Origin of the sequence: Pantoea sp. ME81 (assembly GCF_903970985.1) — a bacterium.
Classification (GTDB): Bacteria; Pseudomonadota; Gammaproteobacteria; order Enterobacterales; family Enterobacteriaceae; genus Pantoea; species Pantoea communis.
Genome location: NZ_CAJCKS010000010.1, coordinates 39,682 through 57,938, shown reverse-complemented (window position 1 = coordinate 57,938; position 18,257 = coordinate 39,682). Strand labels below are relative to the sequence as shown.

Here is an 18,257-nt window from a genome sequence, read left to right as displayed (position 1 = left end):
ATTGCTGTTCCTCAACCGCCGCGGATTCTCGCCTGCATTGATGTGCCACGACTGCGGGTGGCTGGCAGAGTGTCAACGCTGCGACAGCTATTACACGCTGCATCAGCATCATCGTCAGCTGCGCTGCCACCACTGCGACAGCCAGCGCCCGCTGCCCAATCAATGTCCGGGTTGCGGTTCCACACACCTGATGCCGGTCGGCGTCGGTACAGAGCAGCTTGAGCAGCAGCTCAGCACACTCTTTCCCGGCGTACCGGTGTCGCGCATTGATCGCGATACCACCAGCCGCAAAGGTGCACTGGAGCAGCATCTGGCGGATGTGCATCGCGGCGGTGCCCGCATTCTGGTTGGCACACAGATGCTGGCAAAAGGGCACCATTTCCCCGACGTGACGCTGGTTTCCCTGCTGGATGTCGATGGCGCCTTATTCTCCGCCGATTTCCGCGCCGCCGAACGCTTTGCTCAACTCTATACCCAGGTGGCCGGGCGCGCCGGGCGCGCCGGTAAACAGGGTGAAGTACTGCTGCAGACGCACCATCCCGAGCATCCGCTGTTGCAAACGTTGCTGCATCGTGGCTATTTCGCCTTTGCCGAGGAAACCTTGCTGGAGCGCCAATCGGTTCAGCTGCCGCCGTGGACCAGCCACGCGCTGTTCCGCGCGGAAGACATGGACAATGCGCAGGCCGCGGAATTCCTCACACAGCTGCGCAATTTACTCGAAGCCAGCCCGCTGAAAGATGAGGCCATGTGGTTAATGGGGCCGGTTCCGGCACTGGCACCGAAACGTAGTGGGCGCTGGCGCTGGCAACTGTTGCTACAGCATCCTTCGCGTAAACGCCTGCAACAGCTGCTGAGCAGTTCGCTGCCGCTAATCTCCACCCTGCCCGCCGCGCGCAAAACCAAATGGACACTGGATATCGACCCCACCGAGAGTTAGGCCGCATCACATCTGCGAGCCAGATCGAAAAAAGTCGCACAAGTCACAATTTTTATGCAAATTAAGTAACAACCTCACCCGACGTTGGGTTATCAATAGTGCCCATCCCGGCTGAAGCCCGGCAATGTCTGAAAATCAATGCGCTGTACCGCGTCAGGAGTTATACGTTGGACCAGAAGCAACCTTCATCTGCTGCCACCATGAAAGATGTGGCCGAGAAAGCCGGCGTCTCTACCGCCACGGTTTCTCGCGCGCTGATGAACCCGGAAAAAGTCTCGGCTGCCACCCGGCAGAAAGTAGAACAAGCGGTGATTGATGTCGGCTATGCGCCACACGGGCTGGCGCGCAATGCCAAACGCGGCGAAACGCAAACCATATTGGTAATAGTGCCGGACATCTGCGATCCCTTCTTTAGTGAAATCATCCGTGGCGTCGAAGTCACCGCGGCGCAGGAAGGCTATCTGGTGTTGATTGGCGACTGCGCACATCAGGATCAGCAGGAAAAAACCTTCCTCAACCTGATGTTGACGCGCCAAATCGACGGCATGGTGCTGCTGGGTTCACAACTGCCGTTCGATGCAGGAATTGAAGATCAGCGTAACCTGCCGCCGATGGTGATGGGCAACGAATTCGCCCCGGAAATGGCTCTGCCTACCGTGCATATTGATAACCTGACGGCGGCATTTGAAGCTGTCAATCATCTGCTGCAACTCGGTCATCGCCAGATTGCCTGCATTACCGGGCCGGAACATATCCCGCTCAGCCAGTATCGTTTACAAGGCTACATTCAGGCTCTGCGCCGCAGCAGTATCGCCATTGATCCCACGATGATTGTGCACGGTGATTTCACCTTCGAAGCTGGTGCCAGTGCGCTGAAACAGTTGATGAGCTTACCGCAGCCGCCGAAAGCCATTTTCTGCCACAGCGACTTGATGGCATTGGGTGCAATGAATCAGGCACGAAAGCTGGGCATGCGCATTCCGCAGGATCTTTCCGTGGTGGGATTTGACGATATCGAACTGGCGCAGTATTACGATCCCCCACTCACCACCGTTGCACAGCCGCGATTTGCCATTGGTCGCGAAGCGATGCTGCTGCTGCTGGATGAACTGCAGGGCAAACGCGTCAACAACGGCTCACGTTTACTCGACGCGGAATTACGCGTGCGCGGAAGCACTGCACCCGCCACAAAAACGGGAAAAATGGTCTAGGCTTCACTGCATTTTCAGCGGATTCTGAAGGCAGACTCTGCTGGTCAAAGTTCCAGCCCTTGAGTAACATGACGCATTCGTTGCCGGGCAATTAACAGAACTTTTACACCCGTCTTAATTTAGGGTTTCGCCCATTGGCATTTTTTTGAAGGGTATCAGAACGAAAGTGGCACAGAGAGATTATGTAGGCCGCGGGCGTTCAACAGGGACGCGTCGCAAAAAACCCGCTGCAGGCCGCAGTAAGAAAAGCAAAGGCGGCTCCGGCACGTCAAAGTTGATGATCATACTGGCCGTGGCCGTGCTGGTCACCTTTGCCGGTGGTTTATGGTTCATCTCTCATCATAAAAAAGAAGAGACTGAGGTCATTCCGAATCATAAAGCCAACGGCAACGGCCTTCCGCCAAAGCCGGAAGAGCGCTGGAAATACATCAAAGAGCTGGAAAATCGCCAAATCACCGTGCCGACGCCGACTGAACCGTCTGCTGGTGGTGGTGTGCAATCACAAACACAGCTGACGGATGAGCAGCGCCAATTGCTGGAACAGATGCAGGCTGATATGCGCCAGCAACCGACGCAGCTCAACGAAGTGCCGTGGAACGAACAAACTCCGGCACAGCGTCAGCAAACTCTGCAACGTCAGCAGCAGGTGCAAGTGCAGCAACAACAGATGCAGCGCCAGCAGCAACAGTTACAACAGCAACAGCGCCAACAGCAGTTGCAGCAACAGCAGGCGACGCGTCAACAACAACAGCCAGCGCCGATAACGCGTGAACCAGTGCAACAGCCGAAACCGCAGGAAACGGCAAAAGCGAAACCGGAAGAGAAAGCCGCTTCGCAGCGCTGGATGGTGCAGTGTGGCTCGTTCAAAGGCACTGACCAGGCGGAGTCTGTGCGCGCAGGTCTGGCTTTTGAAGGTTTCGAGAGTCGTATCACCACCAGCGGTGGCTGGAATCGTGTGGTAATCGGGCCGTTTAAAGATCGCAGCAGCGCTGACAGCACGGTCAAACGCTTACACAGCTCCGGACACGGAAGCTGCATTCCTCTCGCTTTACCTTAAGTCATTCGCCTCGCGGCAAGTGCGTGAATCCCCTGAGCTTGCATCAGTAAGTTACAGGGGTGAACGCACCTCACTAATGCACTTGCCCTTTCAAGTAAGACAAATCTCGGGGTTGAAACCCTCCAAACCTACCCCATATCTGGTTGCATGATACTTCGCGCTCTGTGCGCGAAGTTACTTATCCACTGCAACAAGGGGTCTGCCCGTGACAACAATAGTAAGTGTACGACGCAACGGCCGAGTCGTGATTGGCGGTGATGGCCAGGCTACGCTCGGCAATACCGTGATGAAAGGCAACGTGAAGAAAGTGCGTCGTCTCTACAATGACAAAGTGATCGCTGGTTTTGCTGGCGGCACCGCAGATGCCTTCACCCTGTTTGAACTGTTCGAGCGCAAGCTGGAAATGCATCAAGGCCACCTGGTGAAAGCCGCGGTCGAGTTGGCGAAAGACTGGCGTACCGATCGCATGCTGCGCCGTCTTGAAGCGCTGCTGGCGGTAGCTGATGAGAACTCCTCACTGATCATCAGCGGTAACGGAGACGTGATCCAGCCAGAAAATGATCTGATTGCTATCGGTTCTGGTGGGCCTTACGCCCAGGCAGCGGCTCGAGCCCTGCTGGAGAACACCGACATTGGTGCGCACGATATCGTTGAGAAGGCGCTGAACATCGCTGGCGATATCTGCATTTACACCAACCACAACATCAACTTTGAAGAATTACCGTCTAAGGCTAAGGACTAAACATCATGTCTGAGATGACTCCCCGCGAGATTGTCAGCGAGCTTAACCGCTTTATCATCGGCCAGGACGGCGCAAAGAAGGCCGTGGCAATTGCACTGCGTAACCGCTGGCGCCGCATGCAGCTCGACGAAGAGCTGCGTCATGAAGTGACGCCAAAAAACATCCTGATGATTGGCCCGACTGGTGTCGGTAAAACCGAAATCGCGCGTCGTCTGGCAAAACTCGCCAATGCGCCTTTCATCAAAGTCGAAGCCACGAAATTCACCGAAGTGGGTTACGTGGGTAAAGAAGTCGACTCGATTATTCGCGATCTGACCGACTCTGCCATCAAAATGGTGCGTAGCCAGGCCATCGAGAAAAACAAATACCGCGCTGAAGAGATGGCGGAAGAGCGCATTCTTGATGTGCTGATCCCACCGGCGAAAAATAACTGGGGCCAGGCTGAGCACACTGCCGAACCTTCTGCGGCCCGTCAGTCATTCCGCAAGAAACTGCGTGAAGGCCAGCTGGATGATAAAGAGATTGAGATCGATCTGGCCGCATCCGCAGCCGGTGTTGAAATCATGGCGCCTCCAGGCATGGAAGAGATGACCAGCCAACTGCAGTCGATGTTCCAGAACCTCGGCGGCCAGAAGCAGAAAGCGCGCAAGCTGAAGATCAAAGAAGCCATGAAGCTGCTGATTGAAGAAGAAGCGGCAAAACTGGTGAATCCGGAAGAGCTGAAGCAAGACGCCATCGAAGCCGTTGAGCAGCACGGAATCGTGTTCATTGATGAAATCGATAAGATCTGTAAGCGCGGCGGCCAGAATGCGGGCGGCCCGGATGTATCACGCGAAGGTGTACAGCGCGACCTGCTGCCACTGGTGGAAGGCTGCACCGTGTCCACCAAGCACGGCATGGTGAAAACTGATCACATTCTGTTTATCGCTTCAGGCGCGTTCCAGGTCGCCAGCCCGTCAGATCTGATTCCAGAACTGCAGGGTCGCTTGCCGATTCGTGTAGAGCTGCAGGCGCTGACCGTGAATGATTTCGAACGTATTCTGACGGAGCCAAACGCTTCTGTGACCGTACAGTACAAAGCACTGATGGGCACTGAAGGTGTGAACGTTGATTTCACCGAAGACGGCATCCGTCGCATCGCCGAAGCGGCATGGCAGGTGAACGAAACGACTGAAAACATCGGTGCACGTCGTCTGCACACCGTGCTGGAGCGTCTGATGGAAGACATCTCCTATGACGCCAGCGATCGCAACGGCGAATCCATCACCATCGATGCTGATTACGTTGGCAAACACCTGGACGAATTGGTGGCCGACGAAGATCTCAGCCGCTTTATTCTGTAAAGGTTCCATCGTTATCCGCTGCCCGGCCACTGTGCCGGGCATTTTTTTACGCAGGATATTGATGCAGCGCTTTTTTTAGCGGGTGATGATTTTGCCAACAATCGTCAGATAGCGATATACTTACCGCTCCTGTGGCAAACAGACGATACCCTCATGAAATACGATACTTCCGAACTCTGTGACATCTACCATGAAGAAGTGAACGTGGTTGAACCGCTCTTTTCCAATTTTGGCGGACGCACCTCATTCGGTGGGCAAATCACCACAGTGAAATGTTTCGAAGACAACGGCCTGCTTTACGATCTGCTGGAAGAGAATGGCCGGGGTCGTGTGTTAGTGATTGATGGCGGCGGCTCGGTACGTCGTGCTCTGGTTGATGCGCAACTGGCGCGTCTGGCAGCGCAAAACGAGTGGGAAGGCCTGGTGATCTACGGCTCAGTGCGTCAGGTGGACGATCTGGAAGAGTTGGAAATTGGTATTCAGGCGATTGCCGCGATTCCGGTCGGTGCGGCGGGAGAAGGGATTGGCGAAAGTGACGTGCGCGTTAACTTTGGCGGCGTAACCTTCTTCTCTGGAGACCATCTTTATGCCGATAACACCGGCATCATTCTGTCGGAAGACGCCCTCGATATCGAGTAAGCCTCAACAAAAACGGGTGCCGTAGCACCCGTCATGGGTTTAAGCATAGACGCTTAAACCTCTTCCATTTTTCCCAACAGTGCACGCAGACGCTCCTGCCACACGTGCTGTTCTTCTTTCAGATGCTGGTTTTCACGCACCAGTGCATCCTGGTTGCCAGAAGCCTGGCTGGCTTCGTTACGCAGCGTATTATTCTGATCTTTCAGCTCTTCAATTTCCATCTGCAGCAGGGTGATGGTATCAATCGCCTGCTGTACTTTCGCTTCCAGTTTCTCGAACACTTCAAATGACATCTTTATGACCTCTCCTAAATCTCTTGCAAGGCGTTGATGGTGCTGGGACTGCCTTGTTATGGTGCGTCCAGCCACGATGTCCCGATTGTATGTAGCCACACCCCGCAAGTCCAGCGACACAAGGCCTGCACGGGCAGTCTGTAACACTTTTCAGTTAATGCTTAAAAAAACGCTCACGATCGCGCATTTTTGCGCGCGGTCACGATATTGGACTTAAGTAAAGCAGGGTTAATGGCCCTTAAAGAAAGGTAAAAGACGCGAAAACGCGCATTTTTATGACGGAGTACACATATTTCGATTTCGCTATTTCTCGTTTATGCTCGTTAACGATAAATTCACATCAGCCCTACATAAGAGCTGGGTGACTCATGGATTGAGAACAAAAACTGATAAAATTTAACCTCGCTTCAGGAATGCCATTATGAGTCAGACAACGAACACACTAAAAGGTCAATGCATCGCCGAGTTTCTCGGTACCGGTTTGATCATCTTTTTTGGTGCAGGCTGTGTTGCTGCATTAAAACTGGCTGGTGCCGCATTCGGTCAGTGGGAAATCTGTATTATCTGGGGTCTTGCTGTCTCCATGGCCGTGTATCTCAGTGCGGGCGTATCCGGCGCGCATTTAAATCCAGCGGTAACGGTCGCGCTGTGCCTGTTTGCTAACTTTGAAGGCCGCAAAGTGCTGCCTTACATCCTGGCGCAGGTTGCCGGTGCCTTCTGTGCGGCGGCGCTGGTTTATGGCCTCTACTACAATTTGTTCTTTGATTATGAAGCCAGCCATCAAATGGTGCGAGGCAGCGTGCAGAGCCTCGATCTGGCCGGTATCTTCTCAACCTACCCTAACCCGCACATCAGTGTCGGTCAGGCGTTCCTGGTTGAGATGGTGATTACGGCGGTACTGATGGCGGTGATCATGGCGCTGACTGATGACGGCAACGGCGTACCACGTGGTCCACTGGCTCCGCTGTTAATTGGTCTGCTGGTTGCCGTGATTGGTGGTTCAATGGGCCCGCTCACCGGCTTCGCACTTAACCCGGCGCGTGACTTCGGTCCTAAACTGTTCGCCTTCATCGCAGGTTGGGGTGATGTGGCCTTCACCGGCGGCAAAGATATTCCTTACTTCCTGGTTCCGATTTTTGGCCCACTGGTGGGTGCTTGCCTCGGAGCCTTCGGTTACCGTTCACTGATTGGCCGTAACCTGCCGGTCAACGTGGCGGAAGCCAGCAAAACAGAAAAACCGGTCGCACGCGCTGAGCAGCGTAAAGCGTAAGTTTCATCGTTAATCATCAGGAAAATAAAATGACTACGACTGATAAAAAATACATTCTCGCGCTCGATCAGGGCACGACCAGCTCGCGTGCCGTGGTACTCGATCATGACGCGAACATCGTCGCCGTCTCGCAGCGCGAATTCACCCAGATTTACCCGAAAGCGGGCTGGGTAGAACACGACCCAATGGACATCTGGGCGTCACAAAGCTCAACGCTGGTCGAAGTGCTGGCCCATGCCGACATCCGTTCTGATGAGATTGCCGCGATTGGTATCACCAACCAACGTGAAACTGCCATCGTGTGGGATAAAGAGACCGGTAAGCCGATCTATAACGCCATCGTCTGGCAGGATCCACGTACAGCGGACTATTGTAACAAGCTAAAGAAAGAGGGTCTGGAAGAGTACATCCAGCATACCACCGGTCTGGTTATTAACCCTTACTTCTCAGGCACCAAAGTGAAGTGGATCCTCGACAACGTTGAAGGTGCGCGCGAGCGTGCAAAACGTGGCGAGCTGCTGTTTGGTACCGTTGATACCTGGCTGGTATGGAAAATGACCCAGGGGCGTGTGCACATCACCGACCACACCAACGCCTCTCGTACCATGATGTACAACATCCACAAGCTGGAGTGGGATGAGCGTATGCTGGAGATCCTCGATATTCCGCGCGAAATGCTGCCGGAAGTGAAAGGCTCTTCTGAAATCTACGGCCAGACCAACATCGGGGGTAAAGGCGGTACGCGTATCCCAATCGCGGGTATTGCAGGTGACCAACAGGCAGCCCTGTACGGCCAACTGTGCGTACAACCGGGTATGGCGAAAAACACCTACGGTACCGGCTGCTTCATGTTGATGAACACCGGCACCGAAGCCGTGACTTCAACGCACGGTCTGCTGACCACCATTGCTTGCGGCCCGCGTGGCGAAGTGAACTACGCACTGGAAGGTGCGGTGTTCATCGGCGGTGCCTCCATTCAGTGGCTGCGTGATGAGATGAAGCTGATCAGTGATTCAACGGACTCTGAATACTTCGCGCTGAAAGTGAAGGACACCAACGGCGTCTACATGGTGCCTGCGTTTACCGGTCTGGGTGCGCCTTACTGGGATCCGTATGCCCGTGGCGCCATCTTCGGTCTGACCCGTGGTGCCAACGCAAATCACATCATCCGTGCAACGCTGGAATCGATTGCTTATCAGACACGTGACGTCCTGGAAGCGATGCAGAACGATGCGGGCACCCGTCTGCAATCTCTGCGCGTGGACGGTGGTGCGGTCGCCAACAACTTCCTGATGCAGTTCCAGTCAGACATTCTCGGTACGCGCGTTGAGCGTCCGGAAGTACGTGAAGTGACCGCGCTGGGTGCAGCTTACCTTGCTGGCCTGGCGGTGGGCTTCTGGAGCGATCTGGAGGAAGTACGCGCGAAAGCGGTCGTTGAACGTGAGTTCCGCCCAAGCATCGAAACCACCGAACGCAACGTGCGCTATGCAGGCTGGAAGAAAGCCGTGGCGCGTGCGCAAGCGTGGGAAGACGCTGAGTAATACCTTTGACCCGCGGCACCCTGCCGCGGGTTTTTCTCCCCGCCCTGCTTTCCCCTCCGTGTTACACTGCCTGCCTGTTTTTTATCAGGTGCAACCATGAAACGAGAACTCGCGATTGAATTTTCCCGTGTGACCGAAGCCGCTGCATTAGCGGGCTATCACTGGTTAGGACGCGGCGATAAAAATGCGGCCGACGGTGCAGCCGTCCACGCTATGCGCATTATGCTCAATACCATTGATATCGACGGTCAGATTGTGATTGGCGAAGGCGAAATCGACGAAGCGCCGATGCTCTATATCGGTGAAAAAGTCGGTACCGGCCGTGGGGATGCGGTGGATATCGCTGTCGATCCTATCGAAGGCACACGCATGACGGCGATGGGTCAGGCCAACGCACTGACAGTATTAGCCGTGGGCGATAAAGGTAGCTTCCTGCACGCACCTGATATGTACATGGAAAAACTGATTGTCGGGCCCGGCGCGCGCGGTGCTATCGATCTCAACCTGCCGCTCGAAGCCAATCTGAAGAACATCGCCATCGCTCTGGATAAACCCCTCAGCCAGCTGACCGTGTCGATTCTGGCTAAGCCGCGCCATGACGCGGTGATCGCTCAGCTCCAGCAACTCGGCGTGCGTGTGTTTGCCTTCCCGGATGGTGATGTTGCGGCTTCGATTTTGACCTGCATGCCTGACAGCGAAGTGGATGTGCTTTACGGTATCGGCGGTGCGCCAGAAGGTGTGGTGTCCGCTGCAGTGATCCGTGCAATGGATGGCGACATGCAGGCTCGCCTATTGGCACGTCACCACGTCAAAGGCGACAGTGAAGAGAACCGTCGTCTGGGCGAGCAGGAGCTGCAACGTTGTGCTGAAATGGGCATTAAAGCCGGAGAAGTGCTGAAGCTGGAAGAGATGGCGCGTAACGATAACGTGATTTTCGCCGCCACCGGCATCACCACCGGTGACCTGCTGAAAGGCATTACGCGCAAAGGCAACATCGCCACCAGCGAAACCCTGCTGGTACGCGGTAAATCTCGCACTATCCGCCGCATCCAGTCGATCCACTATTTGGATCGTAAAGACGCGGCGCTGCATCAGTTTATCCTGTAATCGCCTGCTTGCCGCTCTCCGGATGACGTGAGAGCGGCCACCAGCACAGTAGCATCACCAGCGACGTGACAAACATCAGCATCCCGAGGCTCGACTGATCGTGCTGCGGCAGTAGCGCCGACAGCCAGGCAATTACGCCAGAGCCCAAATTCTGTATGCCACCAATCAGCGCGCCCGCACTCCCTGCTAACCATGCATAAGGCTCCATCGCACCGGACGTTGCCAATGGGAACAGCATCCCGGCACCAAAGAAGAACAGTGCGGCAGGCACCAGCAGTGTCCAGATATTCATGATGCCGAACCATGCCGGAATCCACATCAGCAGACCCGCCAGCAAGCAACTGTTCACGCCGTACCACATCAGCGTATGCCAGGACTTCTGCTCGCGTCCGGCAAACCACGCACCAAAAAAGGCGGCCGGGATTGGCAGGATAAACAGAATGCTGACGGTGATGCCATCCAGACCGAGCACGCCCCCCATCAACACACCACAGCTGGCTTCAAACACTGCGATGCCTGCCAGGGCGCCCACCAGCAGCAGCAGATAGCGGATAAAATTCCCGTCGCTAAGTAAGGTGGCATAACGGCGCAGAAATGGTGTGGCAGGCGTATCCACGGGACGCGTTTCGGGTAGCCAGCGCGCCATGGAAGCTGTGACGCCGACGCACAGCAACAGCAGAAAGGCAAAACAAGCGTGCCAGCCAAACAGGTGCGTCAGTAGCGCGCCAATCACCGGTGCCAGCAGCGGGCTCACCAGAATTCCCATATTCAGCAGACTATTGGCCTGGCGCAGGGCGATACCGGAATAGAGATCGCGCGGCATAGTGCGCGCCATCACCCCCGCCACGCCAGTACCCAAACCCTGCACCGCGCTGCCCAGCACCAAAATCTGCAGTGATGGCGCAAACATGGCGATCAATGCCCCCACGGCAAAGATCGTCATACCGATAAGGATCACCGGACGACGGCCAAAGCTGTCTGACAACGGACCATAGATCAGTTGTGATCCACCATAGGTCATCAAATAAGCGGCCATGACCTGCTGCATGCTGCCACTGCGTACGTTCAGGGCTTCGGCCATGTTCGCCATCGCCGGCACATAGATGGTTTGCGCCATCTGTCCGACCGCCACCAGCACGATCAGCATGAATAACAGGAAGCGGTTTTGTGTTTTATTCTTCAACATGGAACAAAATGTCTGCCTGAGAAACAAAATAAAAGCAGCACTAAAAAAGGCTGCTGGCGATTAATGGCGGCAAAAATATCAGGATTGCATGACAAATCGAGAGGTGAGTGCAAAGCGACTGACGCCGTGGTGTCAAGATTACGTACCGGGTCGTAACCCGACCGCTACAGTTGATGTGGAGTGCGCATGATTTGTCGCTGAGAGCCCTTTACTCTCCGCCGGGCTGGAAATCTGTGAGAGGGCTGACGATGATAGTGACACGCCTGAATAATCAATAATAAGGAGCGATCATGGCAGAGTGGATCAATGCGGAAGTGAAAGAAGTGAAAAACTGGACCGATGCACTGTTCAGCCTGCGCGTTACCGCGCCGATTGATACCTTTACCGCCGGGCAGTTTGCCAAGCTTGCGCTGGAAATTGATGGTGAACGCGTGCAACGCGCCTATTCATATGTGAATGCACCGCGCGATCCCTTACTGGAGTTCTATCTGGTCACGGTGCCAGAGGGTAAGCTCAGTCCACGTTTGCAGGCATTGCAGCCTGGCGATCAGGTGATGGTGACCAAAGAAGCTGCCGGATTCTTTGTACTCAATGAAATTCCCGATTGCAGTACGCTATGGATGCTGGCCACTGGCACGGCGATAGGTCCTTATTTATCGATTCTGCAACAGGGCGAAGACCTGGAACGCTTTGATAACATTGTGCTGGTACATGCGGCACGTTTCGCCGATGACCTGAGCTTCCTGCCGTTGATGCAGCAGCTGCAACAGCGTTATCAGGGCAAATTGCATATTCAGACGGTGGTGAGTCGCGAAGAGATCGCCGGTTCACTGCACGGTCGTGTTCCGCAGCTCATTGAGAGCGGTGAACTTGAACGTGCGGTGGGTTTGTCGATGACCGCTGACACCAGCCACGTGATGCTGTGTGGTAACCCGCAAATGGTGCGCGATACCCAGCAATTGCTGAAAGATACGCGTGAGATGCGTAAACATTTCAAACGCAAACCCGGCCATATGACCAGCGAGCATTACTGGTAATCCGTGTGGTGTGAAGAATGTCAGACTTTTCCCTGTGCGGGTTTTGACTTTGGTCGGTAAAAACCGTTCTAATCGTGGGCTAAGTGAATGATTTAGGGCCGAAGCAATGAAGAACCTGCCAGTCGCGCTGCTCTTGAGCGTCGCGCTGACATTTCCCGCCTGGGCGGAGGATGCGACACCGCAGGATCGAAGCGATCACCTGCCTGCCGCCCCTTATCTATTGGCAGGTGCCCCCACCTTCGATATGACCATCGCGCAGTTCCGCGAGAAGTACAACGCAACGAATCCGGACCTGCCGTTGCAAGAATATCGTGCGATTGATAATCGAGACGATAAAAGCAACCTGACGCGCGCCGCCAGCAAGATCAATGAAACACTCTATGCTTCTACCGCGCTGGAGCAGGGCACCGGAAAAATCAAAACGCTGCAAATTACCTGGCTACCGGTTCCCGGCCCGGATATGAAAGCCGCGCAGGCACGTGCGATGGATTACATGACAGCATTATTGCGATTTTTTGTCCCAGGTTTATCGCCTGCAGATGGACGCAAAAAGCTTGATGCACTGCTCAGCGCAGGCAAAGGCGCACGCTATTTTGCCAGTACTGAAGGCGCATTGCGTTTTGTGGTCGCGGATAACGGTGACAAAGGATTAACCTTCGCGGTTGAGCCAATAAAACTGGCGCTCGCGACCCCTTGATCACCGCGGCAAAAATGACGAAAAGCAAAGCCAGCGACACGTTTGATCTCTATACTGTCTGGCAGACATCGCTGCCCGATGGCAGCGCTATTTCATGAATCGCGTTATGCGGAGGAAAGAATGCGACATCCACTGGTTATGGGTAACTGGAAACTGAATGGCAGCAAGCACATGGCAGGCGAGCTGATTGAAGGTCTGCGCAAAGAGCTGTCTGGTGTTGAAGGTTGTGGCGTAGCAATTGCTCCACCCACTCTCTATCTTGACCTGGCAAAACACGCCGTCTCCGGCAGCCACATTGCACTGGGTGCACAGAACGTTGACGTTAACCTGTCTGGCGCATTCACCGGTGAAACCTCCGCAGAAATGCTGAAAGATGTCGGCGCGAAATACATCATCATCGGCCACTCTGAGCGTCGTACTTACCACAAAGAAAGCGACGAGTTCATCGCGAAGAAATTTGCTGTTCTGAAAGCAGCCGGCCTGGTGCCAGTCCTGTGCATCGGTGAAACTGAAGCAGAGAACGAAGCGGGCAAGACTGAAGAAGTGTGCGCACGTCAGATCGACGCCGTGCTGGAAACTCAGGGTGCGGCTGCGTTCGAAGGCGTGGTTATCGCTTATGAGCCAGTCTGGGCGATCGGTACCGGCAAATCCGCTACACCTGCGCAGGCCCAGGCCGTGCACAAATTCATTCGTGACCATATCGCGAAGAAAGATGCGGCGATTGCTCAGCAGGTTATCATTCAGTACGGCGGTTCTGTTAACGACAAAAATGCCGCAGAACTGTTCACCCAGCCAGATATCGATGGCGCGCTGGTTGGCGGTGCTTCACTGAAAGCCGATGCGTTCGCAGTGATCGTGAAAGCAGCTGCAGCAGCGAAAAACGCCTAAGTTTTTTCGGTGTGGAACAAGGCGGCTGATGAGCCGCCTTTTTTATTGCCAGAGATTCGTACTGAGACATGTAACTCATACACTGAGGAAGATGTGATGAAACAGTTCTGGAACCCCCCAGCGTGCTTATACGTTTCATTGAAGCTTTATATTGGAAGCCATGGTTAATGGTTCAAAATCTGGCATTGGTGGTCCTGCAACTCCTCCGCAGAACCACTGTTAAGCATCAGCCAATTGCGCTCCAGCGCCAGCAACGCTAAGCGCCCATCCGGCAATTCCGCCAGTGCCATCCCATATTTTCCCATCTCGCTGCGCGCATTAGGCACTTCAGTCGCCAGACGAATAAAGACACTTTGCTGCGCCAGTTCAGCCGTCGACAGTGTGCGAATCAAATAGCGATGTTTACGCAGCGTGGCTGGCTGCCACTGCTCGTTGAGCTTAGGGCTTAACGCATCAAGCCGCTGACGCACATCAGGACGCAGACAGGAGATGTGGATGTGCAGTTGATTCTGTGTACGGCCATACTGCGCATTAATCGCCAGCGACAGCGCGCTATCGTCAATCGGTGCACCGCGTTTTTTGGCCAACAGACTGCGCTGCAGCCAGGCGGCGGCAAACAGATTGGGCGTGGTGGGTTCGAGAATAATCGGGCTTTCCATGCCAGTGATTTTTTCAATCGGCATCAGTAAATACTGCAGTGGACCGTTGAGGTCTTTCAGCGTGACATAACCCTGTGCCGTATTCACTTGCTGACAAGGGGCGGGATTGCCACTCTTCGCCAGATTGGGCTCGCACTTTTCACTGATGATCTGCCAGAGGGCATTGGAGTTTTTCTGGAAATGGAAGGCGCTGACGATCAGTCCGACAATCAGCACCAGCAGTAAAACGGTTAGCAACTTCAGGGTGCGACGACTTCCCTGCATGGCCGAATTCCTCTGTTCATCACCTGCCAGCATCCTCGCCTGCCGTCTGGGCAATGTCACGGACTTTTACTGCACTGTAATGCAAAACGGCCAGCATCAGGCTGACCGTTTCAGTTTGATGCGATGACGATTACGGTTTCATGACCTGATCGTAACTACCACCATCGGCGAAGTGCGCTTTCTGCGCTTGCGTCCAGCCACCGAACTTGCTGTCGATAGTGAACAGTTTCACCGGCGCAAAGGTGCTGGCAAACTTTTTCGCGACTTCAGGATCGCGTGGACGATAAAAGTTTTCCGCTGCGATGGTCTGGCCTTCTGGTGAGTAGAGATACTTCAGGTAATCTTCGGCCACTTTACGCGTGCCCTGCTCATCCACCACCTTATCGACCACCGAAACGGTTGGTTCTGCCAGAATCGATTCGCTTGGCGTGACAATTTCGAACTTGTCTTTACCCAGCTTGTTCACTGCCAGATACGCTTCGTTTTCCCAGGCAATCAGCACATCGCCTATGCCACGTTCTACGAAGGTGTTGGTCGCGCCACGTGCACCCGAATCCTGCACTTCTACGTTCTTGAACAGCGCCTTCACATACGCCAGCGCTTTGGCCTGGTCACCGTTGTTTTGATCCAGTGCCCAGCCCCATGCGGCCAGATAGTTCCAGCGTGCGCCACCTGAGGTTTTCGGGTTCGGGGTGATCACCGATACGCCGGGTTTAATTAAATCGTTCCAGTCATGAATGCCCTTCGGGTTGCCCTTACGGACCAGGAACACGATGGTGGAAGTATAAGGGGCGGAGTTGTCTGGCAGACGCTTAATCCAGTTTTTATCGATCCGACCACGGTCAGCAATAGCATCCACGTCAGACTGCAGCGCCAGGGTCACGACATCAGCACGAATGCCGTTGATCACAGAGGTCGCCTGCTTCCCTGAACCGCCATGAGACTGACGGATCACCACATTGTCGCCCGTTTCCTGCTTGTAGTGTGCGCTAAACGCTTTGTTGTACTGCTCATACAGCTCACGCGTTGGATCGTAAGAAACGTTTAACAGCTGGATATCCTTTGCCAAAACACTGGTGGAAGCCAGTAACAGGGTGACACCAATACTCCACTTGTTCATTGCTTGCTCTCCCGAGGTCGTTATAGAACAAGACTGACATAAACCAATTCAATGATTAAAGAATTAAAAATAAGTGGTTATAACTGTAGGGAATATAAGGGGGAATAAAAAAGGGCACGGTGGAGGCCGCGCCCTGATTTAGTTTGATTAGTAGAGTTTTTTCGCCGTATCCAGCCAGTCGCGCTTGAATGGGCGCTTCATGTTTTCAATCGCGTCAATGATGTCGTGATGCACCATCTTCTCATTCTGAATACCGACACAACGTCCGCCGTAGCCCTGCAACAGCAGTTCGATGGAGTAAGCACCCATGCGTGAAGCCAGAATACGGTCGTAAGCACATGGCGCACCGCCACGCTGAATATGACCGAGGACAGTGGCACGCGTTTCGCGTTTGGTTTCAGCTTCGATATAGTGCGCCAAATCGTCGATATCACAGATGTGTTCGGTAATGGCCACAATGGCGTGTTTTTTACCTTTGGCGATACCCGCTTTGATCTCTTCGACCAGTTCTTCACGGGTATAAGGAATTTCCGGCAGCACGATGAATTCACAACCGCCGGCGATGGAAGCAGCCAGAGTCAGATCGCCGCAGTAACGACCCATCACTTCCACGATCGAAATGCGCTGATGCGAAGAGGAGGTGTCGCGCAGACGGTCAATCGCTTCAACCACGGTTTCCAGCGCCGTGAAGTAACCGATGGTGTAATCGGTACCGGCAACGTCATTATCGATGGTGCCTGGCAGACCAATGCACGGGAAACCCATTTCCGTCAGACGTTTGGCACCCATGTAGGAACCGTCACCGCCGATGACCACCAGCGCGTCAATGCCGCGCTTCTTCATGTTCTCAATGGCAACCTGACGAACTTCCTCATTACGGAAATCCGGGAAGCGTGCAGAACCGAGGAAAGTGCCGCCACGGTTGATCATGTCGGACACGCTGTAACGGTCGAGGTTGATCATACGGTCTTCATACAATCCCAGATAGCCGTCGTAGATACCAAAAACTTCAAGGCCTTCACTCAGCGCGGAACGGACAACTCCGCGGATGGCTGCGTTCATGCCTGGGGCGTCACCGCCGCTGGTCAGTACTCCGATTTTTTTGATCATGACAACCTCTGGATTGTTCAAAACTAAGGATTATTCCTGCCTGCCGACCGGTGTAAACCCGCTCACGATCGTGCGGCTTAATAGTTGCAGATAGTATATCAAAGGCTTGATGCTGAATTGATTCAGGTCAGACAAGTTTTCGCTATTTTTTTACAGAGTTGTTAGCGTTACGTCATTTTTATAACGCAACGCCATGATATTTAAACGCTAAAACTGGAAAAAGCCTTGCTGATTTTCAGGCACCACCGAACAGGGATCCTGATGGATGATAACATCTGAACCGGGAAACTTAAGCCGGAGTGCTTGCTCGATCTGATCCGCTACCTGATGCGCCTGCACCAGCGGCAGGTGGTCATCCATTTCCAGATGAAGCTGGATAAAACGGGTTGGCCCGGATTGACGCGTACGCAGTGCATGGGCACCGCGCACACCTGGCCAGTCGCTAACCAAATCGATAATCGCCTGCTTCTCTTCTTCCGGCAATGCGCGGTCCAGTAAAGATTGCACCGCTTCATAACCCATGCGCAAAGCGTTATAGAGGATGTACACCCCAATCCCCAGCGCAAAGAGCGCATCTGCCCGGACAAAACCATAGCTGCTTAACACCAAAGCCACCAGGATCGCGCCGTTCATCACCACGTCAGATTGATAGTGCAGCATATCCGCACGTATCGCCTGGCTGCGTGTCCGACGCACCACCCAGCGTTGGAAAGTCACCAGTAACAGGGTGGACAAAAGGGCGACCACAGTGACGACGATACCGACCAGCGGCGCACGTAATATATTGGGTGAGGCCAGATGCTGAATACCCGTGAGAAATAAAAACAGTGCCGAGCCGGAAATAAACATGCTTTGTGCCAGTGCGGCAAGCGACTCCGCTTTACCGTGGCCGAAGGTGTGATCAGCGTCTGCAGGCTGGAGTGAATAGCGCACCACCAGTAAATTGGTGAGCGATGCAGCGATATCCACCAGTGAATCGACCAGGGCGGCTAACATACTGACTGAGCCGGTCAGCCACCAGGCAAAAATTTTCACGATCAACAGTAATGTCGCCAGCGTCGTTGCCGCCAGCGCCGCGCGGTTGACGAGTTTCGCGTAGGAGGGATCCATGCCATGCCTCATAGAAGCGTCTGCTCAGCGCAACGCCTTTAGTCAC

General features: G+C 54.2%; 18 protein-coding genes. 12 read left to right on the top strand and 6 right to left on the bottom strand.

The window, feature by feature from the left end; genetic code table 11:
- The 6 genes from priA to rraA all read left to right on the top strand — a co-directional run.
- Positions 1-937: primosomal protein N' (priA, locus tag H7A81_RS03550; RefSeq protein ID WP_182056733.1), on the top strand; the 937-nt coding region annotated here is incomplete at its 5' end.
- Between the two features lie 167 nt (positions 938-1,104).
- Positions 1,105-2,148, top strand: a complete 1,044-nt coding sequence (gene cytR, locus H7A81_RS03545) for a DNA-binding transcriptional regulator CytR (protein WP_034823733.1) — start codon at positions 1,105-1,107, stop codon at positions 2,146-2,148.
- Between the two features lie 166 nt (positions 2,149-2,314).
- On the top strand, positions 2,315-3,205 hold the full coding sequence (gene ftsN, locus H7A81_RS03540; RefSeq protein WP_182056732.1) for a cell division protein FtsN: 891 nt from the start codon (positions 2,315-2,317) through the stop codon (positions 3,203-3,205).
- A 205-nt stretch (positions 3,206-3,410) separates the two neighbouring features.
- Positions 3,411-3,947, top strand: a complete 537-nt coding sequence (gene hslV, locus H7A81_RS03535; protein WP_071845580.1) for an ATP-dependent protease subunit HslV — start codon at positions 3,411-3,413, stop codon at positions 3,945-3,947.
- Between the two features lie 5 nt (positions 3,948-3,952).
- Positions 3,953-5,290, top strand: coding sequence for an HslU--HslV peptidase ATPase subunit (gene hslU, locus H7A81_RS03530; RefSeq protein WP_045815700.1), 1,338 nt, complete (start codon positions 3,953-3,955; stop codon positions 5,288-5,290).
- A gap of 153 nt (positions 5,291-5,443) precedes the next feature.
- Positions 5,444-5,929 (top strand): ribonuclease E activity regulator RraA, encoded by a 486-nt coding sequence (gene rraA / locus H7A81_RS03525; protein WP_034823742.1) that lies wholly within the window; start codon positions 5,444-5,446, stop codon positions 5,927-5,929.
- Between the two features lie 53 nt (positions 5,930-5,982).
- Here rraA and zapB read toward each other — a convergent pair whose 3' ends face one another.
- Positions 5,983-6,222, bottom strand: a complete 240-nt coding sequence (gene zapB, locus H7A81_RS03520) for a cell division protein ZapB (RefSeq protein WP_034823745.1) — start codon at positions 6,220-6,222, stop codon at positions 5,983-5,985.
- Positions 6,223-6,643: 421 nt separating this feature from the next.
- On the opposite strand from zapB, the gene H7A81_RS03515 reads away from it, so the two are divergent.
- From H7A81_RS03515 to glpX, 3 genes are all read left to right on the top strand, one after another.
- The gene (locus H7A81_RS03515) at positions 6,644-7,492 is read left to right on the top strand and encodes an MIP/aquaporin family protein (RefSeq protein WP_034823747.1); all 849 of its coding nucleotides are present in this window, start codon (positions 6,644-6,646) and stop codon (positions 7,490-7,492) included.
- A gap of 29 nt (positions 7,493-7,521) precedes the next feature.
- A complete protein-coding gene (gene glpK / locus H7A81_RS03510; protein ID WP_058960112.1) occupies positions 7,522-9,033 on the top strand; it encodes a glycerol kinase GlpK in 1,512 nt (503 codons plus the stop codon).
- Between the two features lie 96 nt (positions 9,034-9,129).
- Entirely contained in the window at positions 9,130-10,140 is a 1,011-nt protein-coding gene (gene glpX, locus H7A81_RS03505) for a class II fructose-bisphosphatase (RefSeq protein ID WP_182056731.1), read from the top strand.
- Here glpX and emrD read toward each other — a convergent pair.
- Positions 10,130-11,326 carry a multidrug efflux MFS transporter EmrD gene (gene emrD / locus H7A81_RS03500; RefSeq protein WP_058960114.1) on the bottom strand — a complete coding sequence of 399 codons (1,197 nt, stop codon included), beginning with the start codon at positions 11,324-11,326 and terminating at the stop codon, positions 10,130-10,132. The two genes, glpX and emrD, sit on opposite strands and share 11 nt — an antisense overlap.
- Positions 11,327-11,616: 290 nt before the next feature.
- On the opposite strand from emrD, the gene fpr reads away from it, so the two are divergent.
- From fpr to tpiA, 3 genes are all read left to right on the top strand, one after another.
- Entirely contained in the window at positions 11,617-12,363 is a 747-nt protein-coding gene (fpr, locus tag H7A81_RS03495) for a ferredoxin--NADP(+) reductase (protein ID WP_182056730.1), read from the top strand.
- Positions 12,364-12,469: 106 nt separating this feature from the next.
- On the top strand, positions 12,470-13,060 hold the full coding sequence (locus H7A81_RS03490; RefSeq protein ID WP_034823757.1) for a YiiQ family protein: 591 nt from the start codon (positions 12,470-12,472) through the stop codon (positions 13,058-13,060).
- Positions 13,061-13,180: 120 nt separating this feature from the next.
- Positions 13,181-13,948, top strand: a complete 768-nt coding sequence (gene tpiA, locus H7A81_RS03485; RefSeq protein WP_034823759.1) for a triose-phosphate isomerase — start codon at positions 13,181-13,183, stop codon at positions 13,946-13,948.
- Positions 13,949-14,112: 164 nt separating this feature from the next.
- Here tpiA and H7A81_RS03480 read toward each other — a convergent pair whose 3' ends face one another.
- The 4 genes from H7A81_RS03480 to fieF form a co-directional block, all read right to left on the bottom strand.
- Entirely contained in the window at positions 14,113-14,871 is a 759-nt protein-coding gene (locus H7A81_RS03480) for a CDP-diacylglycerol diphosphatase (RefSeq protein WP_182056729.1), read from the bottom strand.
- Positions 14,872-15,001: 130 nt separating this feature from the next.
- Positions 15,002-15,991 (bottom strand): sulfate ABC transporter substrate-binding protein, encoded by a 990-nt coding sequence (locus H7A81_RS03475; RefSeq protein ID WP_034823765.1) that lies wholly within the window; start codon positions 15,989-15,991, stop codon positions 15,002-15,004.
- A gap of 147 nt (positions 15,992-16,138) precedes the next feature.
- A complete protein-coding gene (gene pfkA, locus H7A81_RS03470; RefSeq protein ID WP_034823768.1) occupies positions 16,139-17,101 on the bottom strand; it encodes a 6-phosphofructokinase in 963 nt (320 codons plus the stop codon).
- Between the two features lie 207 nt (positions 17,102-17,308).
- On the bottom strand, positions 17,309-18,211 hold the full coding sequence (gene fieF / locus H7A81_RS03465) for a CDF family cation-efflux transporter FieF (RefSeq protein WP_034823770.1): 903 nt from the start codon (positions 18,209-18,211) through the stop codon (positions 17,309-17,311).
- Between the last annotated feature and the right edge of the window lie 46 nt (positions 18,212-18,257).

What these genes read in the sequence shown, in the direction of transcription:
- pfkA (WP_034823768.1), bottom strand. Translation starts at nt 17,101, where the DNA reads ATGATCAAAAAAATCGGAGTACTGACCAGCGGCGGTGACGCCCCAGGC.
- rraA (WP_034823742.1), top strand. Translation starts at nt 5,444, where the DNA reads ATGAAATACGATACTTCCGAACTCTGTGACATCTACCATGAAGAAGTG.
- hslU (WP_045815700.1), top strand. Translation starts at nt 3,953, where the DNA reads ATGTCTGAGATGACTCCCCGCGAGATTGTCAGCGAGCTTAACCGCTTT.
- tpiA (WP_034823759.1), top strand. Translation starts at nt 13,181, where the DNA reads ATGCGACATCCACTGGTTATGGGTAACTGGAAACTGAATGGCAGCAAG.
- glpK (WP_058960112.1), top strand. Translation starts at nt 7,522, where the DNA reads ATGACTACGACTGATAAAAAATACATTCTCGCGCTCGATCAGGGCACG.
- glpX (WP_182056731.1), top strand. Translation starts at nt 9,130, where the DNA reads ATGAAACGAGAACTCGCGATTGAATTTTCCCGTGTGACCGAAGCCGCT.
- fieF (WP_034823770.1), bottom strand. Translation starts at nt 18,211, where the DNA reads ATGGATCCCTCCTACGCGAAACTCGTCAACCGCGCGGCGCTGGCGGCA.
- H7A81_RS03475 (WP_034823765.1), bottom strand. Translation starts at nt 15,991, where the DNA reads ATGAACAAGTGGAGTATTGGTGTCACCCTGTTACTGGCTTCCACCAGT.
- H7A81_RS03480 (WP_182056729.1), bottom strand. Translation starts at nt 14,871, where the DNA reads ATGCAGGGAAGTCGTCGCACCCTGAAGTTGCTAACCGTTTTACTGCTG.
- emrD (WP_058960114.1), bottom strand. Translation starts at nt 11,326, where the DNA reads ATGTTGAAGAATAAAACACAAAACCGCTTCCTGTTATTCATGCTGATC.
- fpr (WP_182056730.1), top strand. Translation starts at nt 11,617, where the DNA reads ATGGCAGAGTGGATCAATGCGGAAGTGAAAGAAGTGAAAAACTGGACC.
- H7A81_RS03515 (WP_034823747.1), top strand. Translation starts at nt 6,644, where the DNA reads ATGAGTCAGACAACGAACACACTAAAAGGTCAATGCATCGCCGAGTTT.
- zapB (WP_034823745.1), bottom strand. Translation starts at nt 6,222, where the DNA reads ATGTCATTTGAAGTGTTCGAGAAACTGGAAGCGAAAGTACAGCAGGCG.
- H7A81_RS03490 (WP_034823757.1), top strand. Translation starts at nt 12,470, where the DNA reads ATGAAGAACCTGCCAGTCGCGCTGCTCTTGAGCGTCGCGCTGACATTT.